We start from the raw sequence: 17345 nt of genomic DNA, 5'->3' as shown, positions 1-17345 counted from the left end.
CAGCAACGAAGAAGATGGTTATCATTAAGTAATCGTCTCTTTGAGATAAACGCGCCCCTGAGCCCCGCGTAAGCGCGGGCTCACGGGGAGCAAGACCGGAGGGCCGGGCATCCGAAAGGGTGCCCGGCCTTTCTGTTTTTACAGGCTAAGGCAATGACTGAAAGAGCGATGTGTATGAGGTGAAAAATAATTTGATTAAGCGGCTACATTTAGACAGGTTTATGATAGCAGGTATTGCATAATTGAAATAAATATCCGTTATTTGAACTCACAACCTACAAATCGGTACAATTACAAACCGAAAAAAAGTACAAGCTCTACCCCTTTTACATTCCTTTACAGACCTGCCATAACAACTTATCGATATGCACCTCACAGATAACGAGACATAGTTATCTGTGTCTGTAGTATCAGACCCACAGTTCTTAACCCCTTCAGTAAGTAACATTCACGAATTAAACGAAAGGTATAGCTCCTGCGATATACTCTGGTATATATAGGAGGCTATATCAAAGTACCCTATTACCCCTCTGAAGGTGTAGTGGGGCCGTCATGGTAAATCCTTTATTGAACATAATTCCATTAACACAAATCGTAATCCTATGAACATTATGACTTTGACAAACCCTTTCTTAATCCGGGCTACAGGTTTAGCCTTCGCAGTAATGCTGCTGGCAGGATGGACTGGAAAGCTGTACGGGCAATGCCCAGCCCCTGCCAATGTAACGGTGGGGTATGATTGTAATGGCGCCGTTACCCTTGACTGGGATGGCTCCAATGAAGCCAATACCTATACGGTAGATATTGAGAATGGCAATCAGCCAGTTGTAGACTTCGTGAATATGACAAATACTCAACTCACCATTGTGGGTGGGACCTTGTCTCCGGGGGTTACTTACAACTATGCCATTACAGCTAACTGTGGCGCTTCAAATGTCTCCTCTGCTACAGGGCAGATTGATGGCGGTCTTATCCAAAACGAGTTACCGGAAATTCAGATATCCAATGTAGTGAACCCGGAGTGTGGTGGCGATGACGGCAGCTTTGATGTTGTCGTAAATGATGTTGCCGATGACAACGTTTCGGATTGCAATGCGACTTACAACGTGGTTGTAAGTTCAGCAGGAAGCGAGGTCGATCGTCAGAATGGCGTGGCCTCGGGTGAAACGATCTCCTTCAGCCTGCCTGGCACGACAGGAGACGGCACCACCTATATTGTTGCACTGGAGCTGGTAGATGAGGGCGATTGTACCCTTCAGGCCAGCTGTGTGGGAAGCCAGTCTGCCCAAGTGACCCTCGCGGCATTCGATAATACTGCGCCGGAAGTAGAAGTTACCGGTTCAGGGGGTGTTCCTGTCAACCCGGGCGTAAGCTTTTCTTATGATCCGCCGGAAGGAGAATGTGGTGTACAACTGCAATGGTCAGTACTGCCCTCGGATAACTGCGAAAGCCCGTCAGAGCTTGATTTTGAAGTCACGCTGACTAACCCGAATCCGGGTGCGGCTCCTACGGTATCCTTTGCACAGATTGCTCCGGATGCAGCTTATATTATTGATCTCTTCCTGGCAGTAGGCGAAAACACCCTGACCATCACCGCTACGGATGGCAATGGCAACTCAGAAGTGCTGGATTACGTCCTCACTGTGAATGACAGCCGTGCCCCGGAAGTGTATGGGCCTGGTAATATGAACGTGGAAATCCCGGCTTGCCAGAACGAAGGTGTCCCCGTAAACTGGACGATCGCCGTGAATGATGATTGTGATACACAAACCAACCTCCAGCAAACGGCAGGCCCCGCGTCGGGCAGTGTATTCGCAGCAGGCACTTACAACATCAGCTATACCGCAACAGACTACAGCGGAAATGCAACGGTTTATAGCTTTAGTATCACTGTCACACAGGCCAACAGCCCGGAAGCTATTGTGGATATTTCAGGCAACGGGCAATTCCATATACCAGCTTGCGAGTCAACCACCTTTGCTATACTATCCGGCAATATTTACGATTGCAACATCTCAGCTGAGGATGATCTGACTGGTGCCATTTCGGTTTCTGGTGCACCGCTTACCATTACCTATACTGACACAGAAGATGGCTTCGCTTACTTTGAGGCAACCGGAAATCTGACTCCGGGTACTTATCTGGTGGCGTTTACTTACGATGGTGTAACCGTAGACCACGTCGTAGATGTGATTCAGGACGCCAATCAGGCGGCCAACATCAAGATGCCGGGCAACCTCAGTTTTCTAGAGCCGATTTGTACAGATGGAGCGAACCTGAGCTTCCAGGTGCAAATTACCGACGATTGCGACACGGATCTTTCCGGAGCTACCTTTACGCTTAACGGTGCATCAGCTCCCGCTATTGACCCGGGCGCATCTGACCCGCTGAGCGGTTTATACGTTTGGAACCTGGCGGGCATTCCGGCAGGCACTTACACACTCGTAGCGAGCTATACCGACGGTGCAGGCGACTCATCTGAGGGTACAGCACAGTTTGTCGTAACAGATCAGCCTGACAACGCTGCGCCTATTATCGTGTATCCTTCTCAAAACATCAACGTAACGCTTGATCCCTGCGGCCCCGCAAATGCGGAGGTCACGTTCCAGGTATCAGCTATTGACGATTGCGAAGGAGCGGTGGTCCCAGATGTTAGCGTTTCGGGCAGTGCAACGATCGTACCCTCTACGGGTAATACGTACGTTGTGACCGCACCTGCAAACCAGGGGCCATTTATCGTAACTATTGTCGCAGAAGATGGATCCGGTAACAGCCGTACAGAGACCTTCGCAATTAATGCGGCCCAAGCCGCAGCGCCAGCCACCAACCTGGCTTGTAACGACAATATCATCGTTACTCTCAATGACAACTGCGCTCGTGTCATCACAGCAGATATGGTCCTCGAAGGCAACTTCGGCTGTTTGACGGAAGCAGACTTCACCATTACGATTGTAAACGACCTCAACCCTTCCAACGGTAATGTCGTGGATGGTGACGGACAGTTTATCTATGACATTTCCGGTCCGAATGTGGCAGGCTTTGCCAATTGCTGGGGATATGTAACGGCGGAAGATAAGACGGCTCCGGTTATTACCTGCCCGGACGATACGGATGAGGCGATATTCAGCACTTCCGTGCAAAAGCTGCAAGGTCAGCTGACTACCACGGATGCGCAACTGGAACTGGCCAATTACTCTTGCTTCCTTGATGCAGTAGGGCCAACTGCGGGCGATCACTACTATGACATCATTGAGTTTCAGGTGAGTACTGATGATATCTATACGATCTACCTGAATACTTCATGGGGCGACGGTTTCACGGCACTGTACCAGGGCAGCTTCAATCCGAACAGCCCCTGCGAAAACATCCTCTACGCAGCCGATGACAATATCCTGGGCAACGCCGGGCCTATTGGTGGCGTATTTGATCCTCAGGTACGGGTTACTTTGCCACTGCGGGCTTACGAAACGTACTATGTCCTAGTATCCAGCTTTGGCGCTGACGTGACCGGCAGCTACGAGCATACCATCTTTAGTGATGGCAATGGCTTGATTGGTGCCTGGAATTACGCACAGACCACGCTGCCAGACTGGACCATTCAGTATGATACCTTATTCTCGGCACTGCCAAGCACGGCAGAGACGCTGACCGCACCACTATTCTGTGATGACTTCGACTTTATTTACGGAGGAGATGCAGGTAGTGTCGCACAGCAAACTGCGTTCATTGAAGGGACTTACGGAATCGTTGGCGCACCTTCGGCTACGGATAACTGCGATAACGATGTGGACATCACAGCCACCGATGATTTCACTTTCAGTGGAGACTGCGGTGATGTGGTGATTACCCGGACGTTCACGGCAAGAGACGATAATGGCCGCACGGATGCCTGCCAGCAACAAATTACCTTCCGTAAGCCTACGCTGGATGACGTCAACCTGCCTTCCTTTACGGTAGCAATCGAATGCGACGAGGACTATCCGACCTTAGCTGATGGCAATCCAAGCCCGGAGCTTACCGGCTATCCATTTATCTTCACCGCTTTTGGTATCTATGATATTGCACCTTCCTACTGCAATATTGGTGCGTCCTTTGATGATTTGCCAGCAGTAGATGAGTGCAACGGCCGCTTTAAGTTCCGCCGTGAGTGGACCATCTTTGACTGGTGTGACCCAGGCAACAGCCTGGAGGTTAATCAGCTGATTAAGGTGGGCGACTTCACTGCACCGCAGATTTCCTGCCCGGCAGGCACTCCACTGGTTTACTCTTCCAGCCCGTTTTCCTGCACGGCTGCATTCGCAGTCCCTATGCCTGCGAATATCTCGGATAACTGTTCCGAAGTCAGCATTTACACAGAGATCGTGACGGAAGTAGAAGACAGTATCTTCAACCAGTATGGCTTGTTTGCGGGTATTGAGATTGATACCGTGGTGGTTCGTACCATTCAGCCCGGTGCCAGCCGCTTTGTAGGCAGCATTCCATTTGGCAGCCACTACTTCCGCTATGTAGCTGAAGACGACTGTGGCAATGAGACGGAGCTGTACTGCCCATTTGAGGTGGTGGATCAGATTGAGCCTATCGCGATTTGCGACGATCAGCTGAACGTGAGCATTGGCGGTGGTAATATCATGCCGGGCCAGCCAGCCGGTGCCCGTATCTTTGCACACGATGTAGATGAAGGTTCCTGGGATAACTGTGGCGATGTGACCATTCAGGTGTTCCGCAACAACTTCAACCCCATCACCAACACTTGCGGTACGCAAAACAGCGTAACCGGTAACTATGTCGACTTCTTCTGCTGTGATATAGGCATCACTTCTGACATTACCCTGGTAGTGACAGATCAGTACGGCAATCAGAACTCTTGCTGGCTGAGTGTTACGCCCGAAGATAAGATCAACCCATTCTGCGATGCACCGGACAACGTCGTTATCGACTGTGATGACTTGCCCTATGGCTTTGATGCTACCGATGCTGATCAATTGGAGGACCTCTTCGGTATGGCTACAGGTGCTGATAACTGCGGTATCGCAAGTGCGCAACAAGTGGCGGCCAACAATAACCTGGACTGTGGCTTTGGTTCTATCACGCGTATTTTCCGTGTGACGGATGTGAATGGCCGCAACAGCACCAATAGCTGCGTACAGGTCATTACGGTCAATGAGGTGCACAATTACGAGATCAAGTTCCCCAAAGATGCAGAAGCACAGTGCGGGATAGCTGAGCCAGATAGTGTGATTTACAACGAAATTGGCTGTGACCTGCTTGCTATTTCCAGCTCTGATGAGACCTTCTCTGCTTCTGGCAACGAGTGCTACAAGATCTTCCGTACCTGGAAGGTGATCAACTGGTGCCAGTACGACGGCGAAAGCGCACCTTATATCGTAGGCCGCGATGAGGACTGCAATGGCACACCTGGTGATGAATGCGTCTGGCTGCTGGCACGTCCCAATGGTAAAATCTACTTTGATGAAGACACTGACGAGTCGCCTGACAACAACGTACCTGGTATCAACTTCTGTGGTACGTCCAACGACTACTACGACTTTGAATACGATGAGACTGGCTTCTATCAGTACACGCAGATCATCAAGGTATACGATGATATTGCGCCAGAAGTGAGTTTCACTCCGGCTTCTCCGTTCTGTTCACTGGATAATGTAGACTGCGACGCCACCGTGGTTTATCCATTTACCATTGAGGAAGACTGTACGCCTAATGATTTGGATATCGACATTTTCCTGAATGCCTTCAATAACGGCGTACTGACACCACTCAACAGTGTATTGTCCGGTACGTATCCAAACTTCACCATCACCGGGACTTTCCCGATTGGAGCACACTCCTTTGAGGTACGCGTGAAGGATGGTTGTGGTAATTCAGATCTTGCCGTACTGCCATTCAGCGTTATTGACTGCAAGGCGCCAGCTCCTGTCTGTATCAACGGTATTGCGATTGAGCTGATGCCGGTAGATGAGAATGGAGATAACCTGCCAGACCCGGGTGCAGGGATGGCCGAAATCTGGGCGAGCGACTTCGTAGCTTCTGCAATCACCGATTGTTCTGAGCCGATTAAGTACTCTATTAACCGTGCCGGGGAGCCTAATGATCCTGATCAGACGGGCCTGGTACTGACTTGTGATGATGAGGGTACGCTCGTCGTTGAAATCTGGGCTTATGATGCCGTAGGCAATGGCGACTTCTGCGAAACCTACATCCTTGTACAAGACAATATGGGGGTTTGCGGAGACGCTTCGCCGATGGCTGCTGGTGCGATTAGCACGGAGCAGGAAGAAGCAGTAGAAGAAGTGTCGGTCAGCCTGTCCGGTCAAATGTCTGATCTGATGATGACACAAGCAGATGGCCTCTACAGCTTTACCGGCTTGCAGCCCGGACTGGACTATACCGTTACGCCTCAGCGGGACGGCGACGACCTGAACGGCGTTTCTACTTTCGACCTCGTGCTCATCAGCAAGCATATTCTGGGTGTGGATCCACTGGATTCGCCTTATCAGCAGATTGCTGCCGATGTGAACAAGTCAGGTACGGTAACGACACTAGACCTGATTCAGCTCCGGAAGTTGATCCTGTCTATCACCACTGAATTTACAGACAATACCAGCTGGCGTTTTGTGGAAGCGAGCTATGTCTTCCCGAACCCTTCTAATCCATGGGCAGAGCAGTTCCCCGAAGTGATCAACTTCAATGATTTGCCTGCTGGTGGGATCAGCAACGCCAACTTTGTAGCGGTTAAGATCGGCGATGTAAGCGGCGATGCAGCCCCTACGAACTTTACCGGTATTGATGAGCGTAGCTATGAAGGCACCTTTGCATTGCAGACCGCAGAGCAGGAACTGAAAGCGGGCAATGAGTACCGTTTGAACTTCACCGCCGCTGAACTGGCAGCGATTGAAGGCTATCAGGCAACGCTTACCCTGACCGATGCGGTGGAACTGATCGACATCGTGAGCGGTATCGTTACCGAAGCGAACTTCGGCCTGGTTTATGCCGGGGAAGGCAAAATCACTACCAGCTGGAACTGGGCGTCTGAGGCTTCAGCAAAGGCGCCAACGGGCGCTGAGCTGTTCACTCTGGTATTGCGCGCGAACAGCGACGCGATGCTGAGCGAAGTACTGGGCGTAAGCTCCGCCGTAACCAAGGCAGAAGCTTATGGCAAGGACGGCAGCTTCCGGGAGGTAGCGATTGAGTTTGGCAACGGTACTGTAGCGGGCGCAGGCTTCGAGCTGTACCAAAACCAGCCCAACCCATTCAATGGTGAGACGGTGATCGGCTTTAAACTGCCTGAGGCAGCACAAGCGACCGTTACCATCAGTGATGTGACGGGCAAAGTACTGAAGGTATACCGTCAGGAGAGCGCTAAAGGCTACAATCAGATCACGGTGAAGGCCGCTGACCTGGCTGCTGCCGGTGTGGTTTCCTATACAGTGACTGCAGGTAGCTACTCCGCAACCAAAAAGATGGTCATTGTAGAATAGAGCTTATGAATTTACGTTCATAAACGCTAATAATCTGGATAGAGGCACAACTTCTGTTCTGTAAACCAAGCGGGCATTCGGCAACTTCAAGCCGGGTGCCCGCTTTTTATTATCCCGGGCCTCTGAAAAATTTAGTACATTAGAGATTCGTTATTAAGGAACGGAAAATCCGTATTCACAACTTTTATATCCTATGAAGCAGTACCTTCTCGTTGCCATCAGCTCCCTGCTCAGCGCTGTACTGGCTATTCTGGCATATCGTTATGTTGACCCTCCAAAGGAAGTGATTATCAGAGAAACGGTTTCTGCCCGGTATACCAATTTTGACCCACTGGATGTCAGTAAACAGCGTTTGTTTTTATCTGCTTCGCCAACCGATTTCTCCGAGGCGGCAGGAGCCGTCATCCCGGCTGTGGTAAACATCAAGACCATACAGGGCGGCGGGGGCTTTGACCTGTGGGGAAGCGCCTCTGTCGGTTCGGCTTCCGGTTCCGGCGTCATAATTTCTGATGACGGCTACATCGTTACCAACAACCATGTGATTGAAGATAGTGATGAGATAGAAGTCACACTCAATGATAAGCGGGAGTACCGTGCAGAACTGATTGGTACAGACCCCTCTACCGATCTTGCCCTCATCAAGGTTAATGCAAAAGACCTGCCGGCTTTAGAGTTTGGCAATTCTGATTCTCTCCGGGTAGGAGAGTGGGTACTGGCGATTGGCAACCCTTTCAATCTTGAATCTACGGTTACCTCCGGTATCGTGAGTGCGAAGGGGCGGAGCATTGATATTCTGGAAGGGCAGGACCGCATTGAGTCTTTCATTCAAACTGATGCTGCGGTCAACCCGGGCAACAGCGGTGGCGCTCTCGTTAATACCAATGGGGAACTCATCGGCATCAATACGGCGATCATAACCCGCTCGGGCCGTTATGAAGGCTACTCCTTTGCCGTACCGATCAATCTGGTCCGGAAAGTGGTGCGTGACCTCCGGGACTACGGGGTCGTGCAGCGGGGCATTCTGGGGGTCTTCATTGATGAAATGACCAACGAGATGGCCAAGCGCCTCCACCTCAAAGCAGTGGAAGGCGTGTATATCAACCGGGTGACACCTGATAGCGGTGCCGACGATGCAGGGCTGAAGAAAGGCGATGTGATTATTGGCGTGAATGGCGTAAAGACTAAAACCCTGCCGGAAATGCAGGAACAACTGGGGCGTTACCGGCCAGGTAATGCCGTGAATATCGACATCATCCGTGACGGCACTCCGCAGAATATAAAGGTCATTCTCAAAAACAAAAGCAACAGCACGGCCCTCGTAACTGCGAAGAATGAGGATGTTTTGCTGGATCTGGGGTTCGAGTTGCGGGAACTGACCCGGGAAGAACGCCGCCGCCTGGATGTTGATGGCGTGAAGGTCATCAGTATCTACCGGGGCAGCCGGGTAGAGCGTACGAATATGGACCCCGGCTTCGTCATTACCAAAATTGACAACCGCCCGGTAGATGAAGTAGAGGACCTGGTCAGCTACCTGGAGCATGCTTCCGGAAAGATCATGCTGGAGGGGATTTACGAAGGCTACTCTGGTGAGTACTACTATGCCTTCCCACTGGATTGATAGGAAACTTGTCTAAAAAAACCACTAACCAAATATGGCCAAAATCGACATTGACAAGAGTAAAAACGAAGATGCAATGAAACTGCTGCTCTCCCGAATGCAGCACCGCCTCGAAAAAGTTTACAAAGGTGGGGGAGAGCGCAAAATCGAAAAGCTGCACAAAAAAGGCAAAATGACTGCTCGGGAACGCATCGAGCGATTGATTGATAAAGATCGGGATTTTCTGGAAATCGGAGCTTTTGCCGGTTATGAAATGTACAAAGACCACGGCGGTTGCCCCGCAGGCGGCGTGGTGGTCGGTATAGGTTATGTAAGTGGCCGGCAGTGCGTGATTGTCGCAAATGACGCGACGGTCAAAGCGGGAGCCTGGTTCCCCATCACGGGCAAAAAGAACCTGCGTGCTCAGGAAATCGCGATGGAGAACCGCCTGCCGATCATCTACCTCGTAGATAGTGCGGGTGTGTACCTGCCGATGCAGGATGAAATCTTTCCCGATAAAGAACATTTTGGCCGGATCTTCCGCAATAATGCCCGCATGTCGAGTATGGGCATCCCTCAGATTGCTGCCATCATGGGCAGTTGTGTGGCGGGCGGTGCCTACCTGCCTATTATGTCTGACGAAGCGCTGATCGTTGAAGGTACCGGCTCTATATTCCTGGCCGGGCCTTACCTCGTTAAAGCGGCCATTGGAGAGGATGTAGATACCGAAACGCTGGGCGGGGCCACTACCCAAAGCGAAATCTCCGGCGTCACGGACTACAAGATGCCGGATGATGAAACCTGTCTGGAGACCATCCGCGACCTGGTGGACAAGATCGGGCACTTCCCGAAAGCAGGCTTTGACCGGGCGGAGCCTCTGCCACCAAAGGAGGAACCGGATGAAATCTACAGCCTCTTCCCTGAAGGCAATGCCAAGCCTTACAAAACCACTGAAATTCTCAAACGGCTGGTTGACGACTCCAAGCTGACTTACTACAAAAATGGCTACGGTAAGACCATCCTTTGTGCCTATGCCCGCATCGACGGCTGGTCGGTTGGTATTGTAGCCAATAACCGGGAGGTAGTGAAGAACAAGAAAGGGGAAATGCAGTTTGGCGGCGTCATCTATTCCGATTCCGCAGATAAAGCCGCCCGTTTCATCATGAACTGCAACCAAAAGAAAATACCGCTGGTCTTTTTACACGATGTGACCGGCTTTATGGTTGGCACACGCTCAGAACATGGTGGGATCATCAAGGACGGTGCCAAAATGGTAAACGCTGTTTCCAATTCCACGGTGCCTAAGTTTAGTATTGTGATGGGCAACTCTTATGGAGCCGGCAATTACGCTATGTGCGGGAAGGCTTATGACCCAAGATTGATCGTAGCCTGGCCGAGTGCCAAAATTGCGGTCATGGGTGGTTCGCAGGCGGCCAAGGTGCTGATGCAGATACAAGTAGCTTCGATGAAGGCCAAAGGCGAAGCACCAAGCACTCAGGAACAGGAAGAACTGCTGAACCGTATACAGGCCAGTTATGACGAGCAGACCACACCTTATTACGCCGCCGCCCGCCTGTGGGTAGACGCCATCATAGACCCGCTGGAAACCCGCAAAGTGATCTCAATGGGGATCGAAGCGGCGAGCAATGCAGAGGTAGAGCGCTTCAATCCTGGGGTCTTGCAAACCTGATTTTTTTGCGCCACGCGAAGTGCAGGGGGCTCCCGGGCACACCTGCCTTCCTGTGCCGGTGGCCCCCCTGCATTGATGGCCCCCTAAAACCAAAATCCACTTTGAATGTTCTGAAACTAGAATGAACAAAGCAATGATGGAGCGTGAGAATCGGTTGAAACTGTGGCTCAAGAGAGTAGGGATCGCAGGTTTTCTATTTTTTTTGATTAAGGGTCTGGTTTGGATTGCCATATTTGCAGGGCTTGGGAAGTGCGCGATGTAGCGGAATCTTTATCTTAGGGCATCTCTTTTAAAATCCGGCAGACGATGCACCGATGTGCGCTCCTTATTTGTTGTTGTTGGGCCAGTTGGTTGACTGGCCAGTCTGTTGTATACTTTCAAAATCCTTCCTTTGAGGATACGCCCAGGCGCTCCAAAATGCCTTATGGCTGGTACCTTTGTGGCGCAAACCACCACTCTCCCCCTGATATTCACCCGGATAATATATTCAACGTGACCAAGCCGCCTGCCGATGGGAAAACCTATCTTGGGATGGTTGCCCGTGCGGATGGCTCCATGGAGAGCATAGAGCAGGTGCTTTCACAACCGTTGTTGCCGGGTAGGTACCGCCTGGATTTTTACGCCGCCCGGTCTGATCAGTACTATAGCTACTCAGTGCCGGTAGACCGGTGGGTGCAATACGACCGCCCCCTGCACCTTACAGTATATGGCAACACGAAGCCCTGTGCTGCTGCCCAACTGCTGGGCCGCTCTGCGCTGGTTCAGGATACGGCCTGGCAGGCTTATACCCTATGGCTTCAGGTGGAAGTACCGGTGGAGCGTTTGCAAATTCGGGTAGAGCAACCAGATACGGCTGTCGGCAACTGGCATGGCAGCATGCTGCTTGACGGCTTGTCGCCTATAGTGCCCGTAGAGGCGCATTCCCGTACGCTACTCGTGAAGCCCGATAGGGTTGCTGTTGTAGCAATCGGAAGTAGCTCAGTAGCAATAGAAGCCTTACTGAATAAATTGCCCCGGGAGGAACAGGCGTTCAGCATCGGCTTGCTACAGCGCCGGGTTGGCCCGTTGGTTCAAATAAATGCTGCCCTTTTTGCAGTAGCCCGCTGGGTGGCCCGACTGCCGGAACGCCGGGTGGTATTCGCGCTCCACCCCAGTGCCAGTGACCGTATTGTGTTTGCTATACATCGGGCTATGGCAGTGGCACAAGTGCCGGCACACCGGTATCGCGTAAAGCGGAAGAAGGGGCGTGGTCAACAATGGATTGGAAATTCACTGCTGAAAATTAAAGTAAAATGACACACTGCCGTATGCTCCTGTTTTGTGCCTCTTTGGGATTTACCGCAACGCTTTCCGCTCAAAACATCAATATCATTCACTTAAAGAACCCTTCTTTTGAAGATACCCCCCGGCATAGCCGCGCACCTACAGGATGGAAAGATGAAGGCTTTGAAGGTTATTCGCCGACGGATATTCAGCCGTCAGGAGACTTCGCTGTCAACACCAAGGCCGCGGATGGGCAAACCTATGTGGGTATGGTCGTCCGCGATGATGAAACCTGGGAATGCATCGGTCAGCCATTAGATAAGCCTTTGCAGGCGGATACCTGCTACTTCATGTCGGTAAAGTTGATGCGGTGCCCGGATTACGTCAGTGTGAGTCCGCTAACCAGGCAAAGGGCTAATTTCAATAAGCCTTGTGTGCTGCGCGTCTGGGCCGGCAAGACAAATGGCAAGGGGATGGAGCTGCTCAAAGAAACCCTGCCGATTGATCACGAAGTATGGAAGACGTATGATTTGAAGCTGCAGCCCGGGGATACTTACGATTATCTTTATCTGGAAGCGTACCACTATTTCGGAGGTAATGAAGTATTGCCCTACAACGGTAACTTACTGATCGACCATTGCTCTCCTATAGTGCCTTGTAGTATGGCGGAGTCCGGTGACGACCTTTATCAGTATAAAAAGTAGGGCAAGGCATTAAAAAAAATCGTATTTTGAGAAGACACTCAGTGGTTCACCAACGCACTATAGCTTATGAAGTACCTGTACCTGTTGTTCTTTTGCTTTCCGCTCATGCTCAATGCCCAGTCTAATGGCACAAAAGGGCCGCCCGTGCACCAACAGCGGGACAGGGTATCCTCACTAGAGGAAAGCTCGTCTGCGCCTTCTGAACTGGAACGGGCCACAACGCTTCAAAGTCAGGAGGCACCTGTCCGGGCGTCCGGTGTTGCGGTAGATCGGGCAGGGGCTAACCTGGAAGAGTTGCTGCGCAAGCTGGGGCCAGACCTCATTTCGCCAAGGCTCACCATAGATCAATATGTCCTGGAGCACCTGCTTAGCTTGCTGGAGGTGCAGCCCGATATGCGCCTGGTTTTGGCTGTTGACCATAGTGCTCTGAGTGTGCGGTACGCTTTGGTCCACCGGCTGCTGGAAGACCTGGAGCACTACCCAGTCGTTAAGGACCGGGTAGATGTAGAGATGTATGCGCCCATCAGTAAGTACCATACGACTTGGCTCTATGGACGTGGTTTTGGCCACCTGATGATCCGTCTGGAGCGCTTGTCCAGGTAATAGTGCTCAAAAGTTTCTACCTTGTTCGCCTCAGCTGAATCTGCCAAAATGATTTAGCCATCAGACTAAACCGAAGGAAAAGTCATTATGCGATTAATTGCTAAAACACTTGCTGGCCTGGAGCCGGTTTTGACCCAGGAGCTGGAAGACCTGGGCGCACAGAATATAGAACCCCTCAACCGGGCGGTAGCGTTTGACGGAGATCAGGCCCTGATGTACCGGGCCAACCTTGAGCTGCGTACCGCACTGCGCATCCTGAAACCCATTCATCAGGGGAAAGTCAAAACGGAAGACGAGCTCTATAAACTGGTCCGTACCATAGACTGGAGCCAGCATATGAAGGTGAATGATACCTTAGCCGTTGACGGGGTGACGAATTCCAGGTTATTTACGCATTCGAAGTATGTAGCCTTGAAGACCAAAGATGCTATTGTAGACCAGTTTCGGGATGCTACAGGACGCCGCCCCAACGTGAACGTGTTTGCTCCGCGACTCCGGATCAACGTGCACATCTACAATGACGAATGTACGATCGCACTGGATAGCTCTGACGATTCGCTGCACAAGCGCGGCTACCGCATATCCTCTGTAGAGGCACCGATTAATGAAGTACTGGCTGCCGGAATGGTATTGCTATCAGGTTGGGACGCCGACCGCCCGTTGATGGACCCGATGTGCGGTTCGGGTACGCTCCTCATTGAAGCGGGCCTTATTGCAACGCGCCGGGCACCTCAGCTCAACCGGGAGCATTTTGGGTTTAAGCGGTGGCCTGACTTTGACGAAGTGCTTTGGGCTAAATTGCTGGAGGATGCCCAGCAACGTGTGCGAAAATCCCCTGTTCCTATTTTGGGATCTGATAAAGACTTCAAAGCGTTTCGCCTAACCGAACAAAACGCCATGGCTGCGGGGCTGGAAGATACGATTGAAGTCCAGAGAAAGAAGTTTGAAAAGTTAACGCCAGCCGTAGAATCAGGCACCATTCTTATGAACCCGCCCTACGATGAGCGGTTATCAGAAGCAGATATTGGCGCATTTTATGAAATGATTGGTGATCAGCTTAAGCAACGCTTTTCGGGATTTGAAGCCTGGATCATCTCTTCCAGCAAGGAAGGCTTTAAGCGGGTAGGGCTGAAGACTTCGAAAAAGATCCCCCTGTTTAACGGAGCATTAGAATGCCGGTTTGTAAAATATGAATTGTACGATGGCAGTCAAAATAAAGAACTATAGAGTAAGGTTTTTTGTAAAAATATCCCTTATATTTATCACGTTTACTGTATTGTATAGTAATACAATTGCCGGACAAGCTCTCAGTATTGAAAAATACAGTGTTCATTCTGAACTGCTTAGTTCAACAAACAACAAGGAAGTAAGCCCTGGTTTATTTCCACTTCGATACTGGTTTATTATGCCCGTATCATTGCCTGCTGAGAATGAGCGATTCCAACAATCGATTATCAAAACAGATCCTGCCCACGCTTTCAAGCACTTAGGAATAATTTGTAAGTGGGAATATCGCATTGAACAATCTGTTCAGTTCCCTGTGAAATTCAGATTGGGGGAATACCACTATGTGCAAAAGCTGGAAGGAAAAAGTCTGCATAATTACTAGTGAATTATTCCGGAAATAATTAGGCGTAGGAGCTCAGGAAAACCAAGGACTCCAAGCCTGGAAAAGCTACCCATCATTTGGACTAGTAACCAGCACTGGCCGTTGTGCAAGAAACCCAACACAAAAGATGAATAAAGCTCACCAGTCCAGGTTTTTAAGTGAACAGGGGAAAAGAACACGCTGGTACGGTGTGTTTACGGCGATAGCCGCATTCCTGGTTTTGCCTTTCTTTTATTATACGGATCAAAACGAATTGGGCATTGAGGGGACCTTGTTATGGCGGGGACTTGGTTTTTTGGGAGCTGCGTTCTTTTTAGGAAGTCTGCTCTTTAAGCCCACGCCAAAGCAGGTGATCATTTTTCATGGTGTTACGCTGCTCACCTACCTAATCATGATGCTTGGCATTTCCACCTTTGTGTTTATCAACCCCAGCTATGGTATGGAACAACTGTTTGCAGTGACAACCGGCACCCTGACGGTTCTTGCGATCAATACATTGGTTGCGCAGGGGAGCCGGTCGATTGTCATGTGGGGCACAGGGGTTCTGACCATCGTATTTACAATCCTGGTCCTCTCCAATGATATTGTCAACGCCGGATGGCCCGTTTCCATTCTTATCCTTTGTGTTTTCTCCATTTTAGTATTGCGGGCACAAAACCGGCAGGAAAAAGAGAAAGCAACCTATCTCTATACTCTGGAAGAGAAAGAGGCACGGATTGCGCGGCAGCGTGAAGAGCTCGAAGATGTAAATGCCAATTTGGTAGGCTTCAACTTTGCGATTACGCACGATTTAAAAGGCGCTCTGCGCCGGGCGCAGTCTTTTGCCCAATTGATAGAACGACGCCTGTCGCCGGAGGTGAAGGAGGGGGTGCACGACCTTTTTGATTTGATTAAGCAGAATCATGATAAAATACAGGAAATTATTGACGGGCTTACGCTGTTGAACCGAATCGGGAAAACAGATCTTGAGCGGTATGATGTTGCGGTGAGCCAGGTTGTGGAAAGAGTGTGGGACGAGCTTAGTGCGGATCTGAAAGAGGGCACTGAGGTCGAGTTCAGAAATGAATTGACCGGGCAAATATCCGGGGACGAAGGTTTGATCTGGCATGTTTTTAATAACCTGCTTTCCAACGCAGTGAAGTACTCCCAAAAGAAGGAACGACCGGTCATTGAGGTAGGTGGCTTCCGCGACCGGGACGAGAAAATCATCTTTGTCAAAGATAATGGGGCCGGCTTTCCTCAAAAGTTTGCCCAAGACCTTGGGCGTCCTTTCAAACGGCTGCACTCTGCTCACGATTTTGAGGGTACAGGCATTGGGTTGGCGATCGTGAAGCAAATTGTAGAACTTCATGGCGGCCGTTTTTGGGGAGAAGGAGAGGAAGGAAAGGGCGCTACCTTCTATTTCTCCCTGCCAGCTGACAAACGGGATTAGGCCAGCGCTCAGGATAGGAGGAATAAGTCCTGAATACCGGGCGTACGGGGTACTACAAAACCTTCCGCGAAATCAAAACCAGCGGGCCGGCCATAGGTCGAAGCTTTAGCCTTCAGGAAATCCATAAAGCTTTTTGAAGAAATCGGAGAGCTCAGCTCTTGCTCATATTCTTTGGCCTCCGGAACATAAAACTGCGAACGGAAAGCTTTCACCAGCTCCAGCTTGCGTTCCATGTAGCCGGAAATATCCATTACAAAATCAGGTTTCAGGTTGTAATCCTGTATGTAGTGGTAGACCGCTTTGGGGCGCCAGCGTTCGTGAGCGTTCCCATCTCCATCATAAGTAGGAATCTTGACCAACCCGGAATAAAAGCAGGCGTCCGCAGTGAGCTTAGCCGCTCTGCCATGGTCGGGGTGCCGGTCTTCTACGGCATTACAAAGGATAATTTCCGGTTGATGCTCCCGGATAGCGCCGATGATTTTCTTGATATTTTCCGGGTTATGGGCGAAGAAACCATCCTCCATTTCCAGGTTCTTCCTAAATGCAGCCCCTAAAAGCCGAGCAGCGTCTGCGGCTTCCTGATCCCTGATTTCTGCGGTCCCTCTTGTGCCCAGTTCCCCGCGGGTAAGGTCAAGGAGCCCTACTGTTTTCCCCTGATCGATATGACGCAGCAGAGTGCCGCTACAGCTCAGTTCCACATCGTCAGGGTGTACGCCAATGGCAAGGATATCTACTTTCATGAAAGCTTAAATATGAAGTGCATAATTGTGTGGATAAAAAAAGGAGAACAGCTGTATCTCTGAAGGGTTCTAAGAGCGTGTTGGGATTTTACACTTCGGGCTGCTCTTGCCAAATTTTGTCCTGCTCTTCGTTGTTCTTCGGTCACGTAGCTAAGGCTATGTTCCCTCATCACGCCTTGATCAGAACAAAATTTGGCTGCGTTCGCTCCAA

General features: G+C 50.7%; 10 protein-coding genes. 9 read left to right on the top strand and 1 reads right to left on the bottom strand.

The window, feature by feature from the left end:
• Nucleotides 1–602: 602 nt before the first annotated feature.
• The 9 genes from RIC19_RS08355 to RIC19_RS08315 all read left to right on the top strand — a co-directional run bounded on the left by RIC19_RS08355 (nt 603) and on the right by RIC19_RS08315 (nt 16394).
• Nucleotides 603–7496, top strand: a complete 6894-nt coding sequence (locus tag RIC19_RS08355) for a T9SS type A sorting domain-containing protein (protein ID WP_350177849.1) — start codon at nt 603–605, stop codon at nt 7494–7496.
• 193 nt (nt 7497–7689) lie between these two features.
• Nucleotides 7690–9114, top strand: a complete 1425-nt coding sequence (locus tag RIC19_RS08350) for a Do family serine endopeptidase (protein WP_350177848.1) — start codon at nt 7690–7692, stop codon at nt 9112–9114.
• A 34-nt stretch (nt 9115–9148) separates the two neighbouring features.
• The gene (locus RIC19_RS08345) at nt 9149–10783 is read left to right on the top strand and encodes an acyl-CoA carboxylase subunit beta (RefSeq protein WP_350177847.1); all 1635 of its coding nucleotides are present in this window, start codon (nt 9149–9151) and stop codon (nt 10781–10783) included.
• A gap of 306 nt (nt 10784–11089) precedes the next feature.
• Nucleotides 11090–12079 carry a hypothetical protein gene (locus tag RIC19_RS08340; RefSeq protein WP_350177846.1) on the top strand — a complete coding sequence of 330 codons (990 nt, stop codon included), beginning with the start codon at nt 11090–11092 and terminating at the stop codon, nt 12077–12079.
• Nucleotides 12076–12750 (top strand): hypothetical protein, encoded by a 675-nt coding sequence (locus tag RIC19_RS08335; protein ID WP_350177845.1) that lies wholly within the window; start codon nt 12076–12078, stop codon nt 12748–12750. Before RIC19_RS08340 ends, RIC19_RS08335 begins: the two co-directional genes overlap by 4 nt.
• 66 nt (nt 12751–12816) lie before the next feature.
• Nucleotides 12817–13353, top strand: coding sequence for a hypothetical protein (locus RIC19_RS08330; RefSeq protein ID WP_350177844.1), 537 nt, complete (start codon nt 12817–12819; stop codon nt 13351–13353).
• An 87-nt stretch (nt 13354–13440) separates the two neighbouring features.
• The gene (locus RIC19_RS08325; protein ID WP_350177843.1) at nt 13441–14580 is read left to right on the top strand and encodes a THUMP domain-containing class I SAM-dependent RNA methyltransferase; all 1140 of its coding nucleotides are present in this window, start codon (nt 13441–13443) and stop codon (nt 14578–14580) included.
• Nucleotides 14555–14962: a hypothetical protein gene (locus tag RIC19_RS08320; protein ID WP_350177842.1), complete on the top strand. Its 408-nt coding sequence runs from the start codon at nt 14555–14557 to the stop codon at nt 14960–14962. Before RIC19_RS08325 ends, RIC19_RS08320 begins: the two co-directional genes overlap by 26 nt.
• Before the next feature lie 127 nt (nt 14963–15089).
• Nucleotides 15090–16394 (top strand): ATP-binding protein, encoded by a 1305-nt coding sequence (locus RIC19_RS08315; RefSeq protein WP_350177841.1) that lies wholly within the window; start codon nt 15090–15092, stop codon nt 16392–16394.
• A gap of 8 nt (nt 16395–16402) precedes the next feature.
• On the opposite strand, the gene bshB1 is transcribed toward RIC19_RS08315, so the two are convergent.
• Nucleotides 16403–17134, bottom strand: a complete 732-nt coding sequence (gene bshB1, locus RIC19_RS08310; RefSeq protein WP_350177840.1) for a bacillithiol biosynthesis deacetylase BshB1 — start codon at nt 17132–17134, stop codon at nt 16403–16405.
• Nucleotides 17135–17345: the final 211 nt, after the last annotated feature.

Origin of the sequence: Phaeodactylibacter sp. (genome assembly GCF_040219495.1) — a bacterium.
In the GTDB taxonomy this organism is placed as follows: Bacteria; Bacteroidota; Bacteroidia; order Chitinophagales; family Saprospiraceae; genus Phaeodactylibacter.
Note: the sequence above shows the minus strand (reverse complement) of the source record. Positions and strands in the feature narration are given on the sequence as shown.

Excerpts from the sequence above, each read along its gene's own strand:
- RIC19_RS08325 (WP_350177843.1), top strand. The coding sequence starts at position 13,441 with ATGCGATTAATTGCTAAAACACTTGCTGGCCTGGAGCCGGTTTTGACC.
- RIC19_RS08350 (WP_350177848.1), top strand. The coding sequence starts at position 7,690 with ATGAAGCAGTACCTTCTCGTTGCCATCAGCTCCCTGCTCAGCGCTGTA.
- RIC19_RS08355 (WP_350177849.1), top strand. The coding sequence starts at position 603 with ATGAACATTATGACTTTGACAAACCCTTTCTTAATCCGGGCTACAGGT.
- RIC19_RS08320 (WP_350177842.1), top strand. The coding sequence starts at position 14,555 with ATGGCAGTCAAAATAAAGAACTATAGAGTAAGGTTTTTTGTAAAAATA.
- RIC19_RS08335 (WP_350177845.1), top strand. The coding sequence starts at position 12,076 with ATGACACACTGCCGTATGCTCCTGTTTTGTGCCTCTTTGGGATTTACC.
- RIC19_RS08315 (WP_350177841.1), top strand. The coding sequence starts at position 15,090 with ATGAATAAAGCTCACCAGTCCAGGTTTTTAAGTGAACAGGGGAAAAGA.
- RIC19_RS08345 (WP_350177847.1), top strand. The coding sequence starts at position 9,149 with ATGGCCAAAATCGACATTGACAAGAGTAAAAACGAAGATGCAATGAAA.
- RIC19_RS08330 (WP_350177844.1), top strand. The coding sequence starts at position 12,817 with ATGAAGTACCTGTACCTGTTGTTCTTTTGCTTTCCGCTCATGCTCAAT.
- RIC19_RS08340 (WP_350177846.1), top strand. The coding sequence starts at position 11,090 with ATGCACCGATGTGCGCTCCTTATTTGTTGTTGTTGGGCCAGTTGGTTG.
- bshB1 (WP_350177840.1), bottom strand. The coding sequence starts at position 17,134 with ATGAAAGTAGATATCCTTGCCATTGGCGTACACCCTGACGATGTGGAA.